Genomic DNA, 21126 nt, shown 5'->3' on the forward strand with positions numbered 1-21126 from the left:
CACGTCACGTTTCTTTTAGCGTATTGCCGGTTTGCTTGAGGATGCGCGCCAATGCGCTCATTTCCTTGTAGATTGATCCAGCAGCCGGGTGCCAGGCACAGACGTCGTAGCCTTGTTGCGCCATGACAATCTCATCGCCTCTAGAGGCCGGTCCGGTCAGTGCTTGTTGTGGACCAAACGCCGACACATTTTCGGTGGCACCTTGCATTAAGGTCTCGTTTAGTTGTTTTGCGATTTCCTCGGGCACGCCGGCTTCAGCCCAGGCCTCGCGAGCAATAGCCTGCAAGACAACAGTGAAATTGTTCGAAAAAACGGCAGCTGCATGGTAAAGACTTTTCGTTTCCGACTGAATGTCAAAGCACTGAGCACCCAACTTTTCGAAAACAAGCCGAACAAAGGTTTTGGCGTCCTTATCGCCTTCCAGCCCACAAAGAGCACCCCTGAACTGTTTCCTGGCTATCGCTGGATCGGCGAAGGACATTGCCGGATGAACACTGGCCAGACGCCATTGCAAGTCGCGCAAGGGGGCCATTTCCGATGCGGGGAAAAAGCCGCTGCAATGGATGGCAATCGAAGTATCGTCTTCCTTGCCGCGTCGCGCTTTAGTGAGTTCAGCGGCCACAGACGCAATTTGACCATCGGGGACGGCCAGGATCCAAAGGTCGGCTGCCTTCAGCTCGTTAAATCCCCCAATCGCCTGTCCTGCCCCAGCCAATTGTACTGCTTCAATTGCGGATCGGTGACTTGCGCTCAGGACAGATTGAATTTCACAGTTCGGATCCTCGCCGATAAGACTGATCAGCGTCTTTCCAACACGCCCGGCGCCAATGAGGTTCACTTTGATCCGGGACATTGGACGGTGCTCCCACTCAGATGGCTAAAAAGTTGAGTTACTTTGCTTTCCAGCCAGTTTACAGCAATTTGGATCGGGTCGCATAAGTTCCGACGCCGACATCAGGGTTACCAATTTCGCTTCGTAAACTCACGCAACCGGCCTGGTTATGTCAGATGCGCCGTTGCTTCGATCTCGACCAATGCTTCATCTTCTACCAACCCAGCAACGATAATCATCGACATGGCTGGGAAGTGCCTGCCGAACACCTCACGGTAAGCTGCACCAACTTCGGCCTGCCGTGCGAGATATTCGTTTTTGTCAGTCACGAACCAGGTCAGCCGGGTCACGTCGCTCACTTGCCCACCTGCTTCTTCGACAATAGCCGCGATGTTGCAAAGCGCCTGCTTCATCTGTTCGATAAACCCGCCTTCGACAAACTTCTTGTTGGCATCCCAGCCGATCTGGCCGCCGATATGCAAAGTTCCGTCCTTGGTCAGGACGCCGTTGGCATAGCCTTTAGCGGGCAGCCAGCCACTTGGATGGATCGTTTGATGGCTCATGACGCTTGGTCCTTGAATGCGGTTAATCTGGTGCGAAGTGTTTCCGGCCACGCCAACGAACGACCGTTTGTGGCGACATGCACAAGCGTAGCCGTCGTCGTAAAGCGCAGTTCATCTCCGCAATGTGCAGTCATAGTGTAGCCGGCAGAACTGCGGCCTGTCTTCGTTATGATAAGCCGCAGGAACAGTTGATCACCGTGTCTGCTGGGCGCAGAAAACCGGGTTTCGATCTGGGCCGTTGGTACTCCACCGTGCTGATGCATCTGCTCAAACGGCGAATTCAGCACTTCGTCGAAAAATGCTTCGACGCAATCGTTCATCATCTCAAAATATCGTGGATAGAAAACGATCCCGGCAGGATCGCAGTGCTTGAACAGTACTTTCTGGTGGAACTCAAATGTCATCAGACCCCCACATACTTTTCGGAGATTTCGGGGGTAAGACCAGCCATATCGCCAGACCAAACTGTCTTACCGCGCTCCAGAATAACGGCTTTGTCCGAAACTGATGCCAGCTCCCTGAGAGATTTGTCGATTAGCAGGATCGCAACGCTGGTTTCCTGCTTTAGGCGGCGCAGTGCGGCCCAGATCTCTTGCCGTATGATAGGGGCAAGGCCCTCGGTCGCCTCATCAAGTATCAGCAGGCGTGGGTTGGTCATCAGCGCACGACCAATTGCAAGCATCTGCTGTTCGCCGCCGGAAAGAGACACAGCGCGCTGACCTTCCCGCTCACCCAGCCTTGGGAACAGCTCCGTCACTTTGGTCATGGTCCAGTCTCCGGGCCGAGCCGCGGCAATCAGATTTTCGCGCACGGTCAAATCGGCAAAACAACGGCGCCCCTCGGGAACAAGGCCAACCCCTTTGCGGGCGACCTTGTGACTGGGAATGTCATGCAAATTCTGCCCATCCAAGGTAAGTGTCCCTTTGGACCTGATCATTTGGCAGATCGCTTTGACGGTGGTTGTTTTTCCCATTCCATTGCGCCCCATCAGGGCTGTCACCTCGCCTTCGGCCATAGTCAGGTCAACACCGAACAAGGCCTGGCTTACACCATATGTGGCTGTGAGGTTCTGGACGGTCAGAAAGCTCATGCCTCATCCCCCAGATAGGCTTCGCGCACCTCGCGGCTGCTGCGTATCTCATCGGCTGTCCCGGTGGCTATGACTTTGCCATAGACCAACACGCTGATCCGATCCGCCAAGGCGAAGACCGCATCCATGTCATGTTCTACCAGCAGGATCGGAGCTTCCTCACGCAAACCATCCAGAAAACCGGTCAAACGTTTGGAACCTTCAGCGCCCAACCCCGCCATCGGTTCGTCCATGATGAAAGCCTGCGGTGAAAGCGTCAGCGCAACCGCAACTTCCAGCTGCCGCCGCTGCCCATGGCTGAGGTTGGCACAACGCATCTCGCGCTCGTCAACAAGGCCGACGCGGGTCAAGGCTGCTTCGGCTTTTTCGCAAAGGGCTTTTGTTTTCAGAGCACCGCGCCAAAACCGCCAGGCCGACCCTTCGGAACCCATCGCGCCCAGAACGACATTTTCCAAAACGGTATCTTCCATGCATAAGTCAGAAATCTGGAATGTCCGACCCAAACCTGCCCGCGCGCGTGCCTGCGTTGTCTTGTTGGACACATCCTGCCCGCAAAACATGACGCGCCCGGAATCCGGTTTGATCCCACCGCAAATCTGCTTGATTAGCGTTGATTTACCCGCCCCATTAGGCCCGATTATCGCGTGGATTTCATTGGCCTTCAGGTCAATCGACACATCGTTCGTTGCCTTGAGTGCCCCGAAGCTCTTGTTCAGGCCATGGGTTGCAAGGATCGGCTCAGACATGCGCGCCCTCCTTGCCGGTCAGCAGGCCGGTCAATCCTCCGCGCCCAAACAAAACTATGCAAAGAAGAATGATGCCCAAATAGACATGCCAGAACTCGGTAAGCTCACCAAGAAAATGTTCAAGCGACACAAAAACACAGGCACCGATGACAGGCCCCATCAGACGACCGACCCCGCCGATAATAATCAGAACGATCAGTTCTCCGGACAATTGCCAGCTGAACATCGTGGGTGACACAAAGCGGTTCAGGTCGGCAAACAACGCCCCCGCCAGCCCGGTGATCGCGCCAGAGATCACAAAAGCCAGCAGCTTCAGGCGCATCGGGTTCAACCCAACAGTCTCAACCCGCGCATTGGTCTGACGGGCTGCGTTCAGTGCCAGGCCAAAGGGTGACGCCTGAAGCCGCGCGAAGAAAAAGAGCACGATGCATAACAGGACAAAACAGATGCCGAAGAACTGGATCGGAACCAGCGTATTCAAACCTGGGAAGCCGTTGCGAACATAGATCGAAAGCCCGTCTTCGCCCCCGTACTGCGCCCAGGAGATCGCGAAATAATAGAACATCTGCCCAAAGGCGAGCGTAATCATGATGAAGTAGACCCCGGATGTTCGCAGGGACAGAAGGCCGATAAAGAACGCAACAATCGCCGACAGGATCATCGCAACAATCCAGATGACGGGCATTGAGTTGGTGCCACCCGTCTCGAAGAACCCAAGATCCAGCGCGGTGTAGGTCTGCGCATGGTAGGCAAGGACGCCCATGGAATAGCCACCTACCCCAAAGAAAACGGCGTGGCCAAAGCTGACCATCCCACCGATGCCCAGAATGAGGTTCAATCCGACCGCTGCCAGAGCAAGGATCACCGCACGCGTCACCAGAGTGATCGTAAACGGCTCGTCCATTGCCAAGGCCCAAAGCGGCAGTGCCAACAGCCCGATCAGCACGAGGGTGTTGATATATCGTTCATCAAGCCTCATGCGCGTGCTCCGAACAAACCGGTGGGACGCCAGATCAGCACCAGACCCATCAGTATGTAAATTCCCATCGATGCAATCGCCGAGCCACTTTTCTGCGCTGCGCCCGTATCCATGAACAGTTTGAACAATTCAGGCAGAAACACGCCGCCCAATGTATCAGTAAGCCCGACCAGAAGGGCCCCGATAAATGCCCCCCGGATCGATCCGATACCGCCAATGACGATGACGACAAAGGCCAGAATGAGCACCGGCTCACCCATACCGACCTGAACCGACTGAATTGCGCCCACCAGTGCACCAGCCAGACCGGCGAGGGCTGCACCAAGAGCAAAGACCAGAGTGTAGAGCTTTGAGATATCGACTCCCAATGCGGCGATCATCTCCCGATCATTTTCGCCAGCGCGTATCTGAATACCAATGCGGGTACGTTCAATGAGCAACCAAAGCCCGCCTGCAACCGCCATCCCGATCATGATAAGGGTCAGGCGATACAGCGGATATTCAATTCCGCCGGGCAATGTCACGGGACCGGACAGCGCCTCCGGTATATTCAGAAACAGCGGGAAGGAGCCAAAAACCCAACGCGTACCCTCTGAAAATATCAAGATCAGCGCAAAGGTGGCCAAGACCTGATCCAGATGCGCGGCGTCATACAGCCGCCGAATGACGGCCATTTCGATAATCGCGCCCGCTAGTGCTGCAGCGGAAAGCGCCGCTATGAGGCCCAGAACGAATGAACCTGTCGCACCTGCAACAGCAGCCGCAGCGAAGGCTCCGACCATGTATAGCGAGCCATGGGCCAGATTGATCAGACCCATAACGCCGAAGATCAGCGTCAGGCCCGCAGCCATCAAAAAGAGCATAACGCCAAACTGCAGTCCGTTGAGGATCTGCTCGATAATCAGGATCGAGGACATGGAAACTCCGGGTATCTGCCTGCCTTCAGCGAGAAGGCAGGCAGGGATCGATCACATTTTGCAATCGGCCGCGTAGGCGTCCGAGTGGCTTTCCAGCGCCGCGCCGATGATCTTGTTGGTGAAGACATCGCCTTCCTTGATCACCTCACGTGCATAGATTGTTTGAACCGGGTGGTGGTTCGGACCGAAGGCGAAATCCCCGCGTGTGCTGTCGAAGTCAGCAGCTCGCAGTGCATCTCGGAATGCATCAGCATCCGAAGGTTCTGCTTTCTCAAGCGCAGACAACAGCAGGTTTGCGGTGTCAAACCCTTGGCTTGCATAAAGCGATGGCAAGCGGCCGTATTCCGCCTGGAAGCTTTCGACAAAGGCTGCATTGGTTGGATTTTCGATATCCTTGTTCCACTGCGACGTGTTCACAACACCAAGCGCTGCATCCCCAACGGCTTGAAGGATTCCCTGATCAAAGCTGAAGGCAGGCCCAACAACAGGAAGATCGACGCCGCTGTCAGCGTATTGCTTGAGGAACGAGATCCCCATACCGCCGGGCAGGAAGAAAAAGACGCTGTCCGCATCGCTCGCCCGTATCTGCGCAATCTCTGCTGCATAGTCTGTCTGACCAAGTTTGGTATACACTTCACCAGCCAGGTCACCTTTGAAAAACCGTTTATATCCAGTCAGCGCGTCGGTTCCTGCGGGATAATTAGGCGCCATGATGAAGGTTTTTTTGTAACCCGCATCGTTGGCATAAGCCCCTGCCGCTTCGTGCAAATTGTCGTTCTGCCATGCGACGTTGAAATAGTTCTGGTGGCAGCCCTTACCCGCAAGTGGAGAAGGACCGGCATTGGGAGACAGGTAGAAGACATTCTGGTTTACGGCAGCAGGGACAACCGCCATCGCGAGGTTGGACCAGATGATCCCTGTCATCACGTCAACGCGTTCAGACTGGATCATTTTGTCGGAAAGCTGCACCGCGATGTCTGGTTTGCGCTGATCATCTTCGATCACGACTTCGATGTCGTCACGACCAGATTGTGCGATCGCCAGCATGAATCCATCACGGACGTCGATCCCAAGACCCGCACCCCCGCCGGACAAAGTCGTGATCATCCCTACTTTGACCTCAGCCAGTGCGCCTGTTGCGCAAAGGGCCGATGCAGCAGCGGCCAATAGAAATTTTTTCATTTGTTTCTCCCTTGTTGGTCTTATTACTTCATACAAAACTCGGGCGTTCTGAACACCCGTTTCAGACTCGATTTCGGACGGTTATTCGAAACTTCATTGCGAACCTTCTGTAGTGGATCTCAGCTTGAACCGTTGCACTTTCCCTGTCTGAGTTTTAGGAAGACTTCTGCAGAACCGGACAGAGCGCGGATACTTGTAAGGAGCGATGACAGATTTGACATGGTCCTGAAGCGCTTTGACGATCTCATCAGAAGCTTCGGCCTGTTTGGTCAGAACCACATGCGCCTCGACGATGTTCCCTCGTTCTTCGTCCGGCGCTCCGATTACGGCACATTCGGCCACGGCCTCATGAGATAGAAGTGCCGCTTCAACCTCTGGCCCGGCTATGTTGTAGCCTGAGGAGAGGATCATATCGTCATTGCGTGCGGCAAAATGAAAACGGCCGTCGGCGTCTTTGCAAAAACTGTCGCCGGTAATATTCCATCCATCCGTCACATAGTCTGCCTGACGTTCGTCGTTCAGATACCGACAACCCGTAGGCCCTCGGACAACCAATCTGCCGACTTCGTCGATATCTGCCTCAGACCCATCTTCTCGCAGCACCATTGCCTCGTAACCTGTTACCGGCTTACCGGTGCTGGCAGGCCTGTGATCATCGAACCTGTTTGAGATAAAGATATGGAGCAATTCGGTCGCGCCAATTCCGTCGAGCATCGGTTTGCCCGTCTGCTCAATCCAATCATCATAGATCGGTTTAGGCAAAGTCTCTCCGGCTGAAACCGCGGCGCGCAGGCTGGACAAATCAGCGCCTTTTTCCATTGCCTGCAGCATCACGCGGTACGCCGTCGGAGCCGTAAAGCAGACCGTAGCCCTATATTTCTCGATGATCTCGATCATGCCCGGAGGCGACGCCTGTTCCAGTAAAGTCGCCGTCGCACCAAACCGCAGCGGAAATACCGCGAGTCCTCCAAGGCCGAATGTAAACGCAAGGGGGGGAGATCCGACAAAAACATCATCCGGCGTCACCCCCAAAACTTCGCGCGCATATCCGTCGGCGATGATCAGCAGGTCGCGGTGAAAGTGCATAGTCGCCTTGGGCTCACCGGTAGAACCAGAAGTGAATCCCAAAAGCGCAACGTCATCGCGCCCGGTTTGCACGCAATCGAACTTCACCGGTTTTTCAAGCGCCAACCGATCCAGTTCCGCCTCATGATTAGAGGTGCCATCGAAACCGATCACCTTCGTCAAAAACTGGCTGTCCTTTGCACAAAGCTCCATTTCTTCCATCAGGCGTGTATCGCAAAGGGCAAACTGGATTTCAGCCTTATCGATGTACTGGCTCAGTTCACCAGCCCGCAACATCGGCATCGTGTTGACTACAACCGCGCCGACCTTTGTCGCGGCCAGCCAGCACGCGACCATGGCCGGGTTGTTGGCGGAACGGATCAGAACACGGTTGCCGGGCTGGACCCTAAGATCCTCGACCAACACATGGGCCAGACGGTTTGTCCAATCGGCAAGCTCTTTGTAGGTACGCTGGCGTCCATTACCAATCAGCGCTGTGTTGTCGCCAAATCCTTTCTCGACCATCGCATCCGTAAGCTCGTAGCCCGCGTTCAGGATTTCCGGATATTCAAATCCCTCAAGCAGGAAATCCGGCCATTGGTCGAACGGGGGCAGATGGTCACGCGCAAACGTGTCTATATGAGCTGATTGGCTGAGCACTACGAACCTCCCTGATGTGCCATCATAGCCTGTCGCGCAATGATGACCTTTTGCACGTCGGACGCGCCCTCGTAGATGCGAAGCGCGCGGATCTCGCGATAAAGCGTTTCAACGGCAGTGCCAGACCGCACCCCGTCGCCTCCAAACAGCTGAACCGCTGTGTCGATGACCTTTTGCGCCTGATCGGTCGAGAACAGTTTGGCCATAGCAGCCTCGCGTGAAACGCGGGTGGCACCACTGTCTTTCGTCCACGCTGCTCGGTAGACCAGCAAGGCGCTTGCGTCGATATCCAGTGCCATTTCAGCGACATGACCCTGCACCATTTGCAAATCGAATAGCGGTGCGCCCTGGACATGTCGATCAGAGACGCGTGCAAGGGCTTCGTCCAACGCGCGACGTGCAAACCCAAGGGCCGCCGCAGCGACCGTGGACCGAAACACATCCAGCACCGACATGGCAATTTTGAACCCTGCCCCAGGCGGCCCGATCATTGCCGAGGCCGGAATACGAACGTCATCAAAGTGCAGCGTTGCAAGTGGGTGCGGTGCGATGGTGTCCAGCCGCTCGACAATTTTGAAGCCGGGAAGATCGGGTGTTGCAACGAACGCTGAAAGTCCTTTTGCTCCCGGCGCCTCTCCGGTGCGGGCGAAGAGTGTGTAGATATCTGCAATTCCACCATTTGATATCCAGGTCTTCTCGCCGCTCAGAACAAACTGATCGCCATCGCGTGTGGCTGTCATGGTGGAATTCGCCACATCCGATCCCGATTGCGGTTCGGTCAGAGCAAACGCCGAAATTGCCTGACCACTGCGCGTTAGCGGCAGCCACGCAGACTTTTGTTCGTCGGTTCCAAAAAAGGAAAGCGCACCCGTTCCCAGTCCCTGCATCGCAAACGAGAAATCGGCCAAACCGTCATGCCGTGCCAAAATCTCGCGAGACAAGCAAAGCGTTCGCACATCAAGAGCGCCGTTTTCATTTGCCGTTGGCTGCAAGACCCCTGCGGCGCCCAATTCCTTAACCAGCGTGCGGCATGCAGCATCTGTATCCGCATGATCAATTGCGAGCCCTTGCGCCACCTCTTCAACCCGTCTGGCCCAATCGCGGTGGCGGTCTTCGAAAAACGGCCAGGAAAGGAAAGTTTTATCCGCCATCAGTCGCCCTCGAATACCGGTTTTTCCTTGGCGACGAAGGCTTTGTAAGCCCGCTCGAAATCGCCTGTCTGCATACAGATGGCCTGTGCCTGCGCTTCGGCCTCGATCGCCTGTTCGATCGACATTGACCATTCCTGCGCCAACATTGTCTTGGTCATCATATGTGCAAAATTTGGCCCCGCTGCGATACGGTTGGCCATTTGCTGCACTTCTGCATCCAACTGGTCGGCACCAACAATCCGGTTGTAAAAGCCCCATGCGGCGCCCTCTTCGGCGCTCATCGACCTGCCAGTGTAAAGCAACTCAGCCGCGCGCCCCTGCCCGATGATCCTAGGAAGGATCGCACAAGCCCCCATGTCGCACCCGGCCAACCCGACACGCGTAAAGAGAAACGCACATTTCGCTTCGGGCGTCGCAATGCGCAGGTCCGAGGCCATCGCTATGATCGCCCCTGCCCCAACACAAATACCGTCCACAGCGGCAATCACCGGCTTGCCACAGTTTACAATCGCCTTGACCAGATCTCCGGTCATACGTGTGAACGCCAGCAAGTCCTTCATGGTCATGCGCGTCAGCGGGCCGATAATATCATGCACATCACCCCCCGAGCTGAAGTTGCCACCGTTCGACGCGAACACAACCGCATCCACATCATCCGCATAGACCAGATCCCGAAACCAATCGCGCAGTTCGGCATAGCTCTCGAACGTCAAGGGGTTCTTGCGATCGGGCCGATCGAGCCTGACGGTCGCGACACGCGCGTTAACCTCGCACTGAAAATGTTTGACGTCACTTCGCATCGGAAACCTCTGGCATGCTGAATTCTGTGGTAATCGCGCGGGCCTCTTCAGCGGAAAATTGACCCAACAGTTCATTGATCCACGCCTCATGAGCGTCGGCCTGGCGGGCAAACTCCTCGCGCCCCTTCTGGGTCATCAACACTCGATGCGCGCGCCGATCACCAGGCACCGACATCCGAACCAAAAATCCGTCTTCCGCAAGACGGTCCACGATGCCGGTGACATTGCCATTCGATACCCGCAGCACGCCCGAGATTTCGCTCATCTTCAATCCGTCTTCAAAGCGTGAAAGCGCAGCCATGACATCAAATCTGGGCAGGGTCGTATTGAACTGGTCGCGAAAATTCTCTCGTAATATTGCTTCTATGAACCGTGTGGTCTTGAGCAAACGCAGCCACAGACGCAGCCTTTCTTTCGAGGAATCTTCCAGCGGCAATTGAGCGAGATTTTGGTTCATATCTCACCTCCTGAAAGGCTGAGCGTATGCCCATTCACTGATTTTGCTGCGTCAGAGCACAACCACATCACTGCGCTTGTTACCTCATCGGTCTGGATAAAGCGACGTTGCGGGTTGCCTTGATGGAGCAATGCGGCCGCCTGTTCCGAACTCTTTCCGGTTTTCTCAACGATAGTTTCGATCGACCGTTCCAGCATAGGTGTTTCAATGAAGCCGGGACAGACCGCGTTTACGGTTACACCCGTTTTTGCCAGCTCGACCGCAAGGGATCGAGTGAGGCCAACAACCCCGTGCTTTGCAGCGCAATAGCCGGAAACATATGGATAGCCCTTCAGCCCGGCAGTTGATGCAATGGCCACCAGTCGCCCCTTGCCTGCGACCAGCATATCCTGCAATCCGGCTTGCCAAACATTGAATACACCTACGAGGTTAACCTCGGTCATCGCGCGCAGGTCATCTGATGTCATTTTCTGAAACGGAACCGAGGTTGCAGCACCCGCGTTCGCAATCACCGCTGAGATTGGCCCACGTTCGGCCCGTGCCGCATCGAAAGCAGATTTAACCTGCATTACATCGGTTACGTCACAGATCTGATAGGGTAGAGCCTGAGCCTGTAACGTGGCTTCGGTCCGCCCCAATATCGTGACCTCGGATCCTTGCCTGGCAAAACTCTGCGCGATGTCGGCCCCGACACCCGTTCCACCGCCAGAGATCACAACATGGTTCATACCTTGCCCACCATCTCTGCTTCTCGGTCTGCAAGTCGCCAGGTCTGATCACGACCTGCTTCATAAGGTTTAGGCCATTGCTCCTGCCGATCTCCAATCGCCGTGGCTGCATGCAAGGTCCAGTAGGGATCGCTAAGATGTGGACGGGCCAGACAGACCAGATCGGCACGGCCCGCCATCAGGATCGAATTCACGTGGTCAGGCTCGTAAATATTGCCGACTGCCATTGTCTTGATGCCGCGCTCATTTCGGATACGGTCGGAAAACGGCGTCTGGAACATACGGCCATAAACGGGTTTGGCCTGCGCCGACGTCTGGCCGGCGGATACATCCAGAATGTCTGCGCCTGCCGCCTCAAACATTGCCGCAATTTCAACGGCCTCTTCTGCTGTCACTCCGTCTTCACCAGCCCAGTCGTTGGCCGAAATGCGCACGGCCATCGGTTTCTCTTCCGGCCAGACAGCACGCATCGCTGAAAATACCTCCAGCGGATAACGCATGCGGTTTTCCAGTTTGCCACCGTACTCGTCATCGCGCTTGTTCGACAGTGGCGAGATGAAAGATGAGATCAGATAGCCATGAGCCGCATGCAGTTCGATCATGTCAAAACCCGCGCGGTTGGCCATCTCAGCCGCGGCGACAAACTCGGCCTTCACAGCGTCCATGTCCCCTCGATCCATCGCTTTGGGAACTGCATTGTTATCAGACCATGGGATTGCAGAAGCAGACAGCAGGGGCCAGTTGCCCGAACTCAAGGGCTGATCCATACCCTCCCAACCAATCTGGGTGGAACCTTTGCGACCGGAATGGCCAATTTGACAACAGATTTTCGCGTCCGTTTCCGAATGCACGAATTTTGTCAGGCGCCGCCACGCGGCCTCATGTTCGGGGGCGTACAGCCCTGGACACCCTGGCGTGATACGCCCGGCAGCCGAGACACAGGTCATTTCGGTATAGATCAAGCCCGCACCACCTTTGGCGCGTTCCCCGTAGTGGATCAGGTGCCAATCCGTCGGACAGCCGTCGACCGCCTTGTACTGCGCCATGGGCGAAACGACGATCCGATTCTTCAGTCGCATGTTGCGCAAGCGGAAAGGTGCGAACATCGGCGCGCGGGCGGGGCTATTCACACTCTCCCCTGCTTGCTCCATGAACCATGACTCGGCGCTTCCCAGCCAATCGGCGTCCCGTTCACGCAGGTTCTCGTGGCTAATTCGCTGGGACCGCGTCAGCATGGAGTAATTCAGCTGAACCGGATCGAGATCCAGATAACGCTCGACATCCTCGAACCACTCCAAGGAGTTGCGGGCAGCCGATTGCAACCGTAAGACTTCCAGACGGCGTTCGTCTTCATACCGGGAGAAAGCCACCTCGAGCGTATCCTCTCCAACGATGTAGTCGGCCAGTGCAATTGCACTTTCCATCGCCAGCTTGCTACCCGATCCGATTGAAAAATGAGCGGTCGCGGCTGCGTCGCCCAGAAGAACTACGTTCTTGTAGCTCCATTTTTCACACAAAACGCGCGGGAATCTCAGCCACGCCGAACCACGAATATGGTTTGCATTGGTCATCAGGTTGTGACCGCCCAGATGCTCTTTGAAAATCTCCTCACATACGGCAATTGACTTCTGCTGGCCCATTTCACCAAAGCCGTAGGCGTCAAATGTTTTCTGTGTGCACTCGACGATGAAAGTCGCCGTGTCCGGGTCAAACTGATAGGCATGCGCCCAAACCCAGCCTTTATCCGTGTTTTCAAAGATAAAGGTAAACGCATCGTCGAACTTCTGATGCGTTCCCAGCCATACGAACTGGCACATTCGCTGATCAATATCGGGTTTGAAAACCTCAGCAAACTCTATCCGCGTTTTTGAGTTTAAACCGTCCGCGCCAATGACAACGTCGAAGTCGTCCATATACGCAGAAGCTGTCTCGACTTCGGTTTCAAAGCGCACGTCCACACCCAGCAGGCGCGCTCGCTTTTGCAAAATCAGCAGAAGTTGCTTGCGTCCGATGCCGCAGAATCCATGCCCGCTAGAAACCGTTCTTTGCCCCTTGTGAACAAGCGCCACATCATCCCAATACGCAAAGTGGCTGCGGATGGTTTCAGCACTGACCGGATCGTTCCGCTCTAGGTTATCCAGCGTTTCATCCGACAGTACGACACCCCAACCAAACGTGTCATCCGAGCGGTTTCGCTCGAACACAACAACCTCTGCGTTCGGATCGCGAAGCTTCATCGAGATCCCAAAATAGAGACCGGCTGGGCCACCACCGAGACATGCAATGCGCATTGCTGGCGTTCTCCTATCAGTGTCGATGACAGGAACGGTAGAGCGAGTCGGGCAACGCTTCAAGTTAAAATATTTTGAGCTTAAAGCTTTTAAGCAAGAGGCGATCCTTCAAGTTCTCTGGTAGAAGGACCTGGCTCGAAGCAGTGTTAGCCTCGCTCTGAGAATGGATCGGGTGGGGTATTCAGGCGAAGATGCCGCATGAATGCCCGTGCGATCCTTGGTATCGGTCGCTGGTCTGACACGACGAAATGCCCGCGATACCGCAAAGGTGAATCGAACCGCACAAAAGACAAATCGGGCGCGCGGTACATGTAGACCGGAAACGGGTTAATGACGGCTAGGCCCAGACCTTCACGCGCCATGTCCGCCGCCGCGAAAGAGGTCGAAACTTCGGCGACAATCCTTGGCTCCGAACGGGCTTGATGCAACAGACGGTCCAACTGCCCGCGCCGACCATGCCGATAAGTCAAGGCAATCAGGTCCTGTTGATGCAAATCCGATGGTGTGAGTGAGTCGCGCTGCGAAAGCTCATGTTCAGGGCGCATTACGCAAACCGCGGGCGACGCGCGGAATGGAATAAGCTTAATTCCTGCACGGCTTTGCTCGATACCAGTTACAGCGAGATCAAAACGGTTTTCCAGAACACCAAGTGTTACCATTTCCGACGTCGTTACTTCCAGATTAACAAAAAAACCCGGATTACTCCGTAGGAAGCTGGCAATAAGGGAAACGAGGTAACGGTGGGCATAGCTGGGCGGGGCGACGAGCCGAAGGGTTTCCTGCACAGTCTCGCTTGGGCCATCAATCCGATCCAGTGCCTCGAACAGCGGATCCAGGCGGAGATTCAGACGAACGGCCTCTTGTGTGGGGCGTAACCTGCCTGCATCACGTTCGAATAGTGTTTTTCCCAAACGTGACTCGAGGCTACCGATTGATCGGCTGATTGCAGATTGCGACAACCCGAGCTGCCGCGCTGCTGCAGCTGTCGTACCGGCCTGCATGAGCGCACGAAGCGCCTGATACTCGGGCAACGAATGCCAACTTCGGGGCTTTCCCATTGCTGCGCGGCCTCATGAAAACGACTAGTTCAATGAGTAAAACTCATCGTTTTAAATATCAACAATGAGATCTTGTCTGCTAGCGTGTGTCGAATTGAGACTTATAAAAGCGACACGATGGCGAATTCCTTCCCCCTGATCTTTGATGGGCACAACGATGTTCTGTCAAAACTTGCCAAGGCTGGCGGTTTGCCTGAAGCAACGCAGTTCCTGTCGGGTCGCAACGGTGCCATCGACCTGCCAAAGGCCCGCGCCGGCGGGTTCGGTGGAGGGTTTTTTGCTGTCTGGGTTCCGTCCCCGATGGATGCGGATGCAAAGATGGAAGAAATGGTCCACCCAGAATACGACCTGCCGTTGCCGGATCAGATCGAAGCTGAAGACGCCTTGCCTGCTGCGTTGAGTCAGGCAGCCATTTTGTTCGAGCTGGAGCGTCTGAACGGCCTGCGTGTGGTCCGAACGGCGAAAGATATTCGCAATTGCATGGCGCAAAACCAAATAGCCGCAATTTTTCATATCGAAGGCGCCGAAGCCATCGACACCGATCTGCACGCACTTGATGTGTTTTACGCAGCGGGGCTGCGGTCCATCGGACCGGTCTGGAGCAGGCCAAACATATTTGGCCATGGAGTTCCCTTTAGGTACCCGTCGGAACCTGACACCGGCGAGGGGTTGACCGATCATGGCTTGAGATTGGTGCGCCGCTGCAACGCGCTTGGCATCATGTTGGACTTGTCCCACCTCAATGAAAAAGGGTTCTGGGATGTCGCGCGCTATTCGGATGCACCACTGGTGGCCACCCACTCAAACGCGCATGCCATTTGCCCGCACGCGCGCAATTTGACCGATGATCAATTGCGAACGATTGCAGAGAGCGACGGGATGGTGGGCCTGAACTTCGCCGCTGCATTTCTGCGTCAAGACGGGCGGATGCTATCCGATGTGCCGTTGGCGCAGGTTCTGCGGCACCTTGACCACCTGATCGGAATACTGGGTGAAGACCGGGTTGGCCTCGGGTCGGACTATGACGGGGCCGTGGTGCCGGACGACGTAACCGACATCTCAATGCTGCCCCGACTAAGAGATGCCATGGTGCGCCATGGCTATGGCGAAGAGCTCATCAAGAAGCTGTGCCATGAAAACTGGTTGCGTGTTCTGGAAAAGACCTGGGGATCGTGACCGCCAATGAAAGACATAGTGACAGAGAGGACAAAATGAACGCATTTAATAGATTGCTTACTGGTGCGGCGCTCGGTTTGGCGCTGGCCGTTACCTCGACTTCGGCGATGGCAGAAACGCCACCAAACATGCTGGTCATCGCAAACCGTATCGACGACATCACGACGCTGGATCCTGCCGAGAGCTTTGAGTTCGCGGGATCGGACGTCAGTCGGAACGTTTATCAGAAACTGGTGAATTTCGATCCGTTGAACCTGGATGCCGGGTTCCAGCCGGATGTTGCAGAAAGCTGGGACGTGTCCGAGGATGGTAAATCCATCACCTTCAAAATCCGTGAGGGGTTGACGTTTCACTCTGGAAACCCGGTGACAGCCGAGGATGTGCAGTTCTCATTACGCCGCGCAATCATCCTGAACAAAACACCGGCCTTTATCATGACGCAGTTCGGGTTCACACCGGACAATGTCGAGCAAACAATCGTAGCGGACGGTGATACCCTGACCATCACCACGGACAAACCTTATGCCACATCATTTGTTCTAAACTGCCTGACCTCAACTATTGGCGGAATCGTCGACAAGAAGACGGTCATGGAGAACGACAAGGATGGTGATCTGGGCAATGAATGGCTCAAAACCAACACCGCTGGTTCGGGTGCCTACAGCCTAGTCAGTTGGAAGCCAAACGAAAGCGTGACGCTGAAATCGAACCCTGATTTCTACCTGGGCGCGCCAGCGATGGAGCGCGTGGTTGTGCGACATGTTCAGGAAAGCGCCAGTCAACGCTTGCTACTGGAACGCGGTGATATTGACGTTGCCCGCAACCTGAATCCAGAAGACGTAGCCGGTGTTTCATCAGCAGCAGGGGTCAAGATAGCAGACGAGCTGAAAGGCCGTCTGATGTATGTCTCGCTTAACCAGAAACACCCCGAACTGAGTAAACCTCAGGTTCGTCAGGCATTCAAATACCTCATAGACTATGAGGGGATGCGCGACAGCTTCCTGAAAGGTCAGTACACGATCCATCAGAATTTCTTGCCTCAGACCTACCTTGGCGCCTCGGATGAGAACCCATTTAACTTTGACATCGAAAAGGCCAAGGCATTGCTGGACGATGCAGGTGTAAACGGGCTTGAGATCGAGGTCGGTGTTCGCGAAGCGCAAGAGCGGATCGAGATTGCTCAGGCCATGCAAAATGCGCTTGGGCAGGTTGGTATCAAGATGAACATCACGGTCGGAACCGCCAAGCAGATTTTGGCGCGGTATCGTTCACGGGAACTGGACGTCTATCTTGGTGCATGGGGTCCAGATTACCCCGACCCGCAGACAAATGCTGGTACATTCGCCTACAATCCGGACAACTCGGACGAAGCTAACGCGACGGGACTGTTAGCCTGGCGAAATTCCTGGGACACTGGTGGGCTGACTGAAAAAACTGCTGCGGCCGTTGTCGAAAATGACACCGATAAACGCGCTGATATGTACAAAACCATTCAGGCGGAATTCCGGGAAACATCGCCCTTCGTCGTTATGTTCCAGCAGATTGAACAATCGGCATTGCGCGAAAACGTGACGGATTTCTCGACCGGTCAGGCGATCACATCAGCGTCGTATTGGCAGGTAACCAAGTAAATGGCCCTTGCCGAAAGAACATCAGGGGGGCGCCGTTCGGCGCCTCTCATCCATTGGATCAAGAGTATTCTGAAAACTCTTGGGACCATTGCGATCACAATGCTGGGCCTTCTGTTCGTGACCTTTATAATCGGTCGTGTTATGCCGATCGACCCGGTACTGGCTATTGTGGGCGAGCGTGCATCACAATCGACCTATGATGCGGTCTACCAGCAGCTTGGCCTCGACAAACCGCTGCTGGTGCAATTCTGGTACTATCTTTGGGATGTACTGCACGGCGATTTTGGCAATTCGTTGCTAAATGCGCGCCCGGTTTCCGAGGACATTGCCCGCGTCTTTCCAGCCACCCTGGAATTGGCAACATTGGGCGTTCTGATCGGTATATTTCTTGGCGTGCCTCTAGGCGTCGTCGCCGCCGTAAAACGTGGATCCTGGATCGACCAAGTTGCCCGAGTGGTCGCACTTGTGGGCTATTCCATGCCAATCTTTTGGCTGGGCCTGATGGGCCTGCTGGTATTTTACGGAATTCTCGGCTGGGTTGGTGGCCCTGGGCGTTTGGATATTTTCTATGAGGACATAGTGCCGACGCGCACCGGGCTGATACTGTTGGATAGCGCATTGGCACAGGAATGGGATGTGTTTCGAAACGCTATGTCCCATATCATTCTGCCGGCCGCGCTGCTGGGCTACTACTCGCTGGCTTACATCAGCCGCATGACGCGGTCCTTCATGCTGGAACAGCTTTCAGCAGAGTATGTAATTACCGCACGCGTCAAAGGCCTGTCCGAGCGTCAGGTGATCTGGCGCCATGCATTCAAGAACATTCGTGTTCAGCTCATTACGGTTATCGCGCTGAGCTATGCAAATCTGCTGGAAGGATCGGTTCTCACCGAGATTATCTTCAGCTGGCCCGGAATTGGCAGCTATATCACCACGGCGTTGTTGAGTGCTGACATGAATGCCGTTCTCGGCGGAACGGTGGTGGTCGGGCTGATCTTTATCTGCCTGAACATATTCTCTGATTTGCTCTACCGTTTCTTTGACCCGAGGTCGAAATGAGCGACATGACCCTACGACAGTGGCTGTTGACCGACGCACCCACTTCTCGCCGCCACGCCCGGTTGTCCAGCTTGTACAAAGGCTGGTTGACCTTGCGGTCCAATTCCATGGCAATGGTTGGGCTGACTATACTCGTGGCGCTGATTTTCACGGCAATCCTTGCCCCGGTATTGGCCCCTCAGGATCCGTTTGTTCAGGATCTTTCCAGTCGGTTGCAGCCCATCGGGACCGAGTCGCACCTGCTGGGCACAGACAGCCTTGGCCGGGATATCCTATCACGGCTGATTTATGGTGCACGCATCACGCTTTATATTGTGGCACTGGTCGCGCTGATCGCTCCGGTCGCCGGGCTTCTGGTGGGCACAGTTGCAGGGTATGCGGGCGGTTGGGCCGATGTGATCCTGATGCGCATCACGGACATCTTTCTAGCCTTTCCGCGCCTGGTTCTGGCGCTTGCATTTGTGGCTGCGCTTGGCGCAGGCATCGAAAACGCAGTCCTTGCGATATCGTTGACCGCCTGGCCTCCCTATGCCCGCATGGCCCGCGCCGAAACTCTGACTATTCGTTCTACGGACTATATCAACGCGATCCGCCTACAGGGCGCCGGGCCGTTGCGCATTATCACACGGCATATCTGGCCGCTTTGTATTTCGTCTCTGATCGTACGTGTAACCTTGGATATGGCAGGTATCATCCTGGCTGCGGCCGGATTGGGGTTTCTGGGGCTGGGCGCGCAACCGCCCAGTCCGGAATGGGGGGCAATGATATCGGAAGGCCGCCGGTTCATTTTGGATCATTGGTGGGTTGCCACGGTGCCGGGACTGGCAATTTTCACGGTTTCGCTGGCATTCAATCTGCTGGGTGATGGTCTTAGGGACGTTCTGGATCCAAAGGATGGTGGTCAATGACCTTGCTGGATGTCGAAGACCTTTGGGTCCGTTTCCCTACCCGTCAGGGTGTGTTTGACGCAGTGCGTGGCGTTTCGTTCTCGCTGGGACGTGAAAGGTTGGGGATCGTTGGGGAAAGCGGCTCTGGCAAGTCCATGACCGGCCGCGCCATTCTGCGGCTGATCCGAAAGCCCGGCATTGTCGAGGCCAACCACATCAATCTTGAAGGCCGCGACCTTCTGAAGATCAGCGAACAAGAAATGCGGTCGGTTCGCGGCAAGCAAATCTCTATGGTCATGCAGGATCCCAAATTCTCACTAAATCCAGTCGTCACGGTCGGTGAACAGATCATGGAGGCCTATCTGCAGCACAACTCGGGTTCAAAATCCGATGCTCGGAAGAAGTCAATCCAGATGTTGGATGATGTTTCGATCCGCGATCCAGAGCGAGTCATGCGGGCTTATCCGCACGAAGTTTCAGGGGGCATGGGGCAACGCATCATGATTGCAATGATGCTGATCCCCGACCCCAAGATTCTGATAGCGGACGAGCCCACATCGGCACTTGATGTCAGCGTTCAGCGACAGGTGCTTGGCATTATGGATAACCTTGTCAGGGAACGCGGAATGGGGCTGATCTTTATCAGCCACGACCTGAACCTGGTGTCGGAATTCTGCGACCGCGTTCTGATTATGTACGCGGGGCGGATTGTCGAAGTCTGCCAAGCGAATAGATTGAGCGAAGCCCAACACCCATACACGCAGGGGCTGTTGAATTCGCTGCCCCGGCTTGACGAAAAACAGGACCATCTGAGTGTTCTGAATCGCGACCCGTCCTGGGCAGACGCACCAAGCGTCAGAGGATAATATGGCGGCACTGGAAATCAGAGATCTTAATGTCTGGTTCGGCGGGTCGCATGACCGCGTGGACGCGGTCAGGGACGCGGACATTACCGTCAAGGAAGGAGAAAGCTTTGGCCTTGTAGGTGAAAGTGGTTCTGGCAAATCTACAATCCTGAGGGCGATAACCGGGCTCGCTCCGCAATGGTCAGGCTCGATCTGCGTCGAAGGTCGCAATCTGTCCGGCTCAAAACGAGATCGCCCATTCTTTCGGACGGTTCAGATGGTTTTTCAAGACCCATATGCCTCGTTGCATCCACGCCATACAGTTGATCAGGTCCTTAGTGAAACCCTGCGTCTGCACGGAATGGACAATATTGACGAACGTGTGATGACCTTGCTGAACGATGTCGGCCTTGGTCAGCGGTTTCGCTTCCGATATCCCCACCAGCTGTCCGGCGGACAGCGTCAACGCGTTGCAATCGCTCGGGCTCTGGCGGGTGAGCCGGACATTTTGCTCTTGGATGAGCCCACTTCGGCTTTGGATGTCAGTGTGCAAGCCGAAGTACTCAACCTGCTAACTAACCTGCGTGCACAGCGTGGACTGACCTATTTGATGGTGTCGCACGATCTGCCGGTAATTGCACATATGTGTGACAAATTGGCTGTAATGCAAAATGGCGAAATTGTAGAGGTCATGACTGCGGACACCTTGCGAATGGGAAATCCAGAGCATCCTTATTCACAAGAATTACTAAGAGCTTCTGTTGCCGGGCTACAGGCTGGTTGAATATGGCCCCGGAACACGAGGGTTGCCGCGACGCCGAACAGATTGACTTGCGATGGCGGAAAGTGCTCGGCATTAGCCACATGGTAAAATGATATCGACACAGCCCTTCTGCCCGGGATGTCGGGCTGGCCTGACCGGCAACAACGTATAGGAGGGTTTATCAACTTCTCCCGGACACGATGCTTGGGCTGCTGTCATGATAGGCACTAGCCGGACGCGGAATTC

At 55.2% G+C, this 21126-nt stretch carries 21 protein-coding genes; 6 read left to right on the forward strand and 15 right to left on the reverse strand.

What is annotated here, in order from left to right; all coding sequences use genetic code 11:
- Positions 1–4: 4 nt before the first annotated feature.
- The 15 genes from AC2TDA_RS15575 to AC2TDA_RS15645 form a co-directional block, all read right to left on the reverse strand.
- Positions 5–853: a Rossmann-like and DUF2520 domain-containing protein gene (locus tag AC2TDA_RS15575; protein WP_480879595.1), complete on the reverse strand. Its 849-nt coding sequence runs from the start codon at positions 851–853 to the stop codon at positions 5–7.
- 146 nt (positions 854–999) lie between these two features.
- Complete coding sequence (locus AC2TDA_RS15580; protein WP_480847333.1) at positions 1000–1395, reverse strand: RidA family protein; 396 nt, start codon at positions 1393–1395, stop codon at positions 1000–1002.
- Complete coding sequence (locus tag AC2TDA_RS15585; protein ID WP_480879596.1) at positions 1392–1799, reverse strand: acyl-CoA thioesterase; 408 nt, start codon at positions 1797–1799, stop codon at positions 1392–1394. Before AC2TDA_RS15585 ends, AC2TDA_RS15580 begins: the two co-directional genes overlap by 4 nt.
- Positions 1799–2485 (reverse strand): ABC transporter ATP-binding protein, encoded by a 687-nt coding sequence (locus AC2TDA_RS15590; protein WP_480879597.1) that lies wholly within the window; start codon positions 2483–2485, stop codon positions 1799–1801. Before AC2TDA_RS15590 ends, AC2TDA_RS15585 begins: the two co-directional genes overlap by 1 nt.
- The gene (locus AC2TDA_RS15595; RefSeq protein WP_480879598.1) at positions 2482–3231 is read right to left on the reverse strand and encodes an ABC transporter ATP-binding protein; all 750 of its coding nucleotides are present in this window, start codon (positions 3229–3231) and stop codon (positions 2482–2484) included. The genes AC2TDA_RS15590 and AC2TDA_RS15595 overlap by 4 nt, the downstream gene beginning before the upstream one ends.
- Entirely contained in the window at positions 3224–4210 is a 987-nt protein-coding gene (locus AC2TDA_RS15600; RefSeq protein WP_480879599.1) for a branched-chain amino acid ABC transporter permease, read from the reverse strand. The genes AC2TDA_RS15595 and AC2TDA_RS15600 overlap by 8 nt, the downstream gene beginning before the upstream one ends.
- Positions 4207–5127 (reverse strand): branched-chain amino acid ABC transporter permease, encoded by a 921-nt coding sequence (locus tag AC2TDA_RS15605; protein WP_480847324.1) that lies wholly within the window; start codon positions 5125–5127, stop codon positions 4207–4209. Before AC2TDA_RS15605 ends, AC2TDA_RS15600 begins: the two co-directional genes overlap by 4 nt.
- A gap of 51 nt (positions 5128–5178) precedes the next feature.
- Positions 5179–6309 (reverse strand): ABC transporter substrate-binding protein, encoded by a 1131-nt coding sequence (locus tag AC2TDA_RS15610; RefSeq protein WP_480879600.1) that lies wholly within the window; start codon positions 6307–6309, stop codon positions 5179–5181.
- A 93-nt stretch (positions 6310–6402) separates the two neighbouring features.
- On the reverse strand, positions 6403–8034 hold the full coding sequence (locus tag AC2TDA_RS15615) for an AMP-binding protein (RefSeq protein WP_480879601.1): 1632 nt from the start codon (positions 8032–8034) through the stop codon (positions 6403–6405).
- Positions 8034–9185: an acyl-CoA dehydrogenase family protein gene (locus tag AC2TDA_RS15620; RefSeq protein WP_480879602.1), complete on the reverse strand. Its 1152-nt coding sequence runs from the start codon at positions 9183–9185 to the stop codon at positions 8034–8036. Before AC2TDA_RS15620 ends, AC2TDA_RS15615 begins: the two co-directional genes overlap by 1 nt.
- A complete protein-coding gene (locus tag AC2TDA_RS15625) occupies positions 9185–9985 on the reverse strand; it encodes an enoyl-CoA hydratase family protein (RefSeq protein WP_480879603.1) in 801 nt (266 codons plus the stop codon). The genes AC2TDA_RS15620 and AC2TDA_RS15625 overlap by 1 nt, the downstream gene beginning before the upstream one ends.
- Positions 9975–10442: a MarR family winged helix-turn-helix transcriptional regulator gene (locus AC2TDA_RS15630; protein ID WP_480879604.1), complete on the reverse strand. Its 468-nt coding sequence runs from the start codon at positions 10440–10442 to the stop codon at positions 9975–9977. The genes AC2TDA_RS15625 and AC2TDA_RS15630 overlap by 11 nt, the downstream gene beginning before the upstream one ends.
- Positions 10439–11170: an SDR family NAD(P)-dependent oxidoreductase gene (locus tag AC2TDA_RS15635; RefSeq protein WP_480879605.1), complete on the reverse strand. Its 732-nt coding sequence runs from the start codon at positions 11168–11170 to the stop codon at positions 10439–10441. The genes AC2TDA_RS15630 and AC2TDA_RS15635 overlap by 4 nt, the downstream gene beginning before the upstream one ends.
- Complete coding sequence (locus tag AC2TDA_RS15640) at positions 11167–13461, reverse strand: bifunctional salicylyl-CoA 5-hydroxylase/oxidoreductase (protein WP_480879606.1); 2295 nt, start codon at positions 13459–13461, stop codon at positions 11167–11169. The genes AC2TDA_RS15635 and AC2TDA_RS15640 overlap by 4 nt, the downstream gene beginning before the upstream one ends.
- Before the next feature lie 146 nt (positions 13462–13607).
- The gene (locus AC2TDA_RS15645; RefSeq protein WP_480847313.1) at positions 13608–14519 is read right to left on the reverse strand and encodes a LysR family transcriptional regulator; all 912 of its coding nucleotides are present in this window, start codon (positions 14517–14519) and stop codon (positions 13608–13610) included.
- A 117-nt stretch (positions 14520–14636) separates the two neighbouring features.
- Here AC2TDA_RS15645 and AC2TDA_RS15650 point away from each other — a divergent pair, with 117 nt between their 5' ends.
- Genes AC2TDA_RS15650 through AC2TDA_RS15675 form a run of 6 tightly spaced genes read left to right on the forward strand, consistent with a single transcriptional unit; the run spans position 14637 to position 20901 of the window.
- Positions 14637–15695 carry a dipeptidase gene (locus AC2TDA_RS15650; RefSeq protein WP_480879607.1) on the forward strand — a complete coding sequence of 353 codons (1059 nt, stop codon included), beginning with the start codon at positions 14637–14639 and terminating at the stop codon, positions 15693–15695.
- Between the two features lie 35 nt (positions 15696–15730).
- A complete protein-coding gene (locus AC2TDA_RS15655) occupies positions 15731–17326 on the forward strand; it encodes an ABC transporter substrate-binding protein (protein ID WP_480879608.1) in 1596 nt (531 codons plus the stop codon).
- The gene (locus AC2TDA_RS15660; protein WP_480879609.1) at positions 17327–18385 is read left to right on the forward strand and encodes an ABC transporter permease; all 1059 of its coding nucleotides are present in this window, start codon (positions 17327–17329) and stop codon (positions 18383–18385) included.
- Positions 18382–19293, forward strand: a complete 912-nt coding sequence (nikC, locus tag AC2TDA_RS15665; RefSeq protein WP_480847307.1) for a nickel transporter permease — start codon at positions 18382–18384, stop codon at positions 19291–19293. The genes AC2TDA_RS15660 and nikC overlap by 4 nt, the downstream gene beginning before the upstream one ends.
- Positions 19290–20138, forward strand: coding sequence for an ABC transporter ATP-binding protein (locus tag AC2TDA_RS15670; protein WP_480879610.1), 849 nt, complete (start codon positions 19290–19292; stop codon positions 20136–20138). Before nikC ends, AC2TDA_RS15670 begins: the two co-directional genes overlap by 4 nt.
- Position 20139: 1 nt before the next feature.
- Entirely contained in the window at positions 20140–20901 is a 762-nt protein-coding gene (locus AC2TDA_RS15675) for an ABC transporter ATP-binding protein (RefSeq protein WP_480879611.1), read from the forward strand.
- The last annotated feature ends 225 nt before the right edge of the window (positions 20902–21126 follow it).

The organism is Ruegeria sp. HKCCD6426, assembly GCF_057221115.1.

Bases quoted from the DNA above. Each gene is read 5' to 3' on its own strand.
- AC2TDA_RS15620 (WP_480879602.1), bottom strand. From the start codon at position 9,185: ATGGCGGATAAAACTTTCCTTTCCTGGCCGTTTTTCGAAGACCGCCAC.
- AC2TDA_RS15655 (WP_480879608.1), top strand. From the start codon at position 15,731: ATGAACGCATTTAATAGATTGCTTACTGGTGCGGCGCTCGGTTTGGCG.
- AC2TDA_RS15575 (WP_480879595.1), bottom strand. From the start codon at position 853: ATGTCCCGGATCAAAGTGAACCTCATTGGCGCCGGGCGTGTTGGAAAG.
- AC2TDA_RS15610 (WP_480879600.1), bottom strand. From the start codon at position 6,309: ATGAAAAAATTTCTATTGGCCGCTGCTGCATCGGCCCTTTGCGCAACA.
- AC2TDA_RS15625 (WP_480879603.1), bottom strand. From the start codon at position 9,985: ATGCGAAGTGACGTCAAACATTTTCAGTGCGAGGTTAACGCGCGTGTC.
- AC2TDA_RS15580 (WP_480847333.1), bottom strand. From the start codon at position 1,395: ATGAGCCATCAAACGATCCATCCAAGTGGCTGGCTGCCCGCTAAAGGC.
- nikC (WP_480847307.1), top strand. From the start codon at position 18,382: ATGAGCGACATGACCCTACGACAGTGGCTGTTGACCGACGCACCCACT.
- AC2TDA_RS15590 (WP_480879597.1), bottom strand. From the start codon at position 2,485: ATGAGCTTTCTGACCGTCCAGAACCTCACAGCCACATATGGTGTAAGC.
- AC2TDA_RS15635 (WP_480879605.1), bottom strand. From the start codon at position 11,170: ATGAACCATGTTGTGATCTCTGGCGGTGGAACGGGTGTCGGGGCCGAC.
- AC2TDA_RS15640 (WP_480879606.1), bottom strand. From the start codon at position 13,461: ATGCGCATTGCATGTCTCGGTGGTGGCCCAGCCGGTCTCTATTTTGGG.
- AC2TDA_RS15650 (WP_480879607.1), top strand. From the start codon at position 14,637: ATGGCGAATTCCTTCCCCCTGATCTTTGATGGGCACAACGATGTTCTG.
- AC2TDA_RS15660 (WP_480879609.1), top strand. From the start codon at position 17,327: ATGGCCCTTGCCGAAAGAACATCAGGGGGGCGCCGTTCGGCGCCTCTC.
- AC2TDA_RS15605 (WP_480847324.1), bottom strand. From the start codon at position 5,127: ATGTCCTCGATCCTGATTATCGAGCAGATCCTCAACGGACTGCAGTTT.
- AC2TDA_RS15670 (WP_480879610.1), top strand. From the start codon at position 19,290: ATGACCTTGCTGGATGTCGAAGACCTTTGGGTCCGTTTCCCTACCCGT.
- AC2TDA_RS15630 (WP_480879604.1), bottom strand. From the start codon at position 10,442: ATGAACCAAAATCTCGCTCAATTGCCGCTGGAAGATTCCTCGAAAGAA.
- AC2TDA_RS15595 (WP_480879598.1), bottom strand. From the start codon at position 3,231: ATGTCTGAGCCGATCCTTGCAACCCATGGCCTGAACAAGAGCTTCGGG.
- AC2TDA_RS15675 (WP_480879611.1), top strand. From the start codon at position 20,140: ATGGCGGCACTGGAAATCAGAGATCTTAATGTCTGGTTCGGCGGGTCG.
- AC2TDA_RS15585 (WP_480879596.1), bottom strand. From the start codon at position 1,799: ATGACATTTGAGTTCCACCAGAAAGTACTGTTCAAGCACTGCGATCCT.
- AC2TDA_RS15600 (WP_480879599.1), bottom strand. From the start codon at position 4,210: ATGAGGCTTGATGAACGATATATCAACACCCTCGTGCTGATCGGGCTG.
- AC2TDA_RS15645 (WP_480847313.1), bottom strand. From the start codon at position 14,519: ATGGGAAAGCCCCGAAGTTGGCATTCGTTGCCCGAGTATCAGGCGCTT.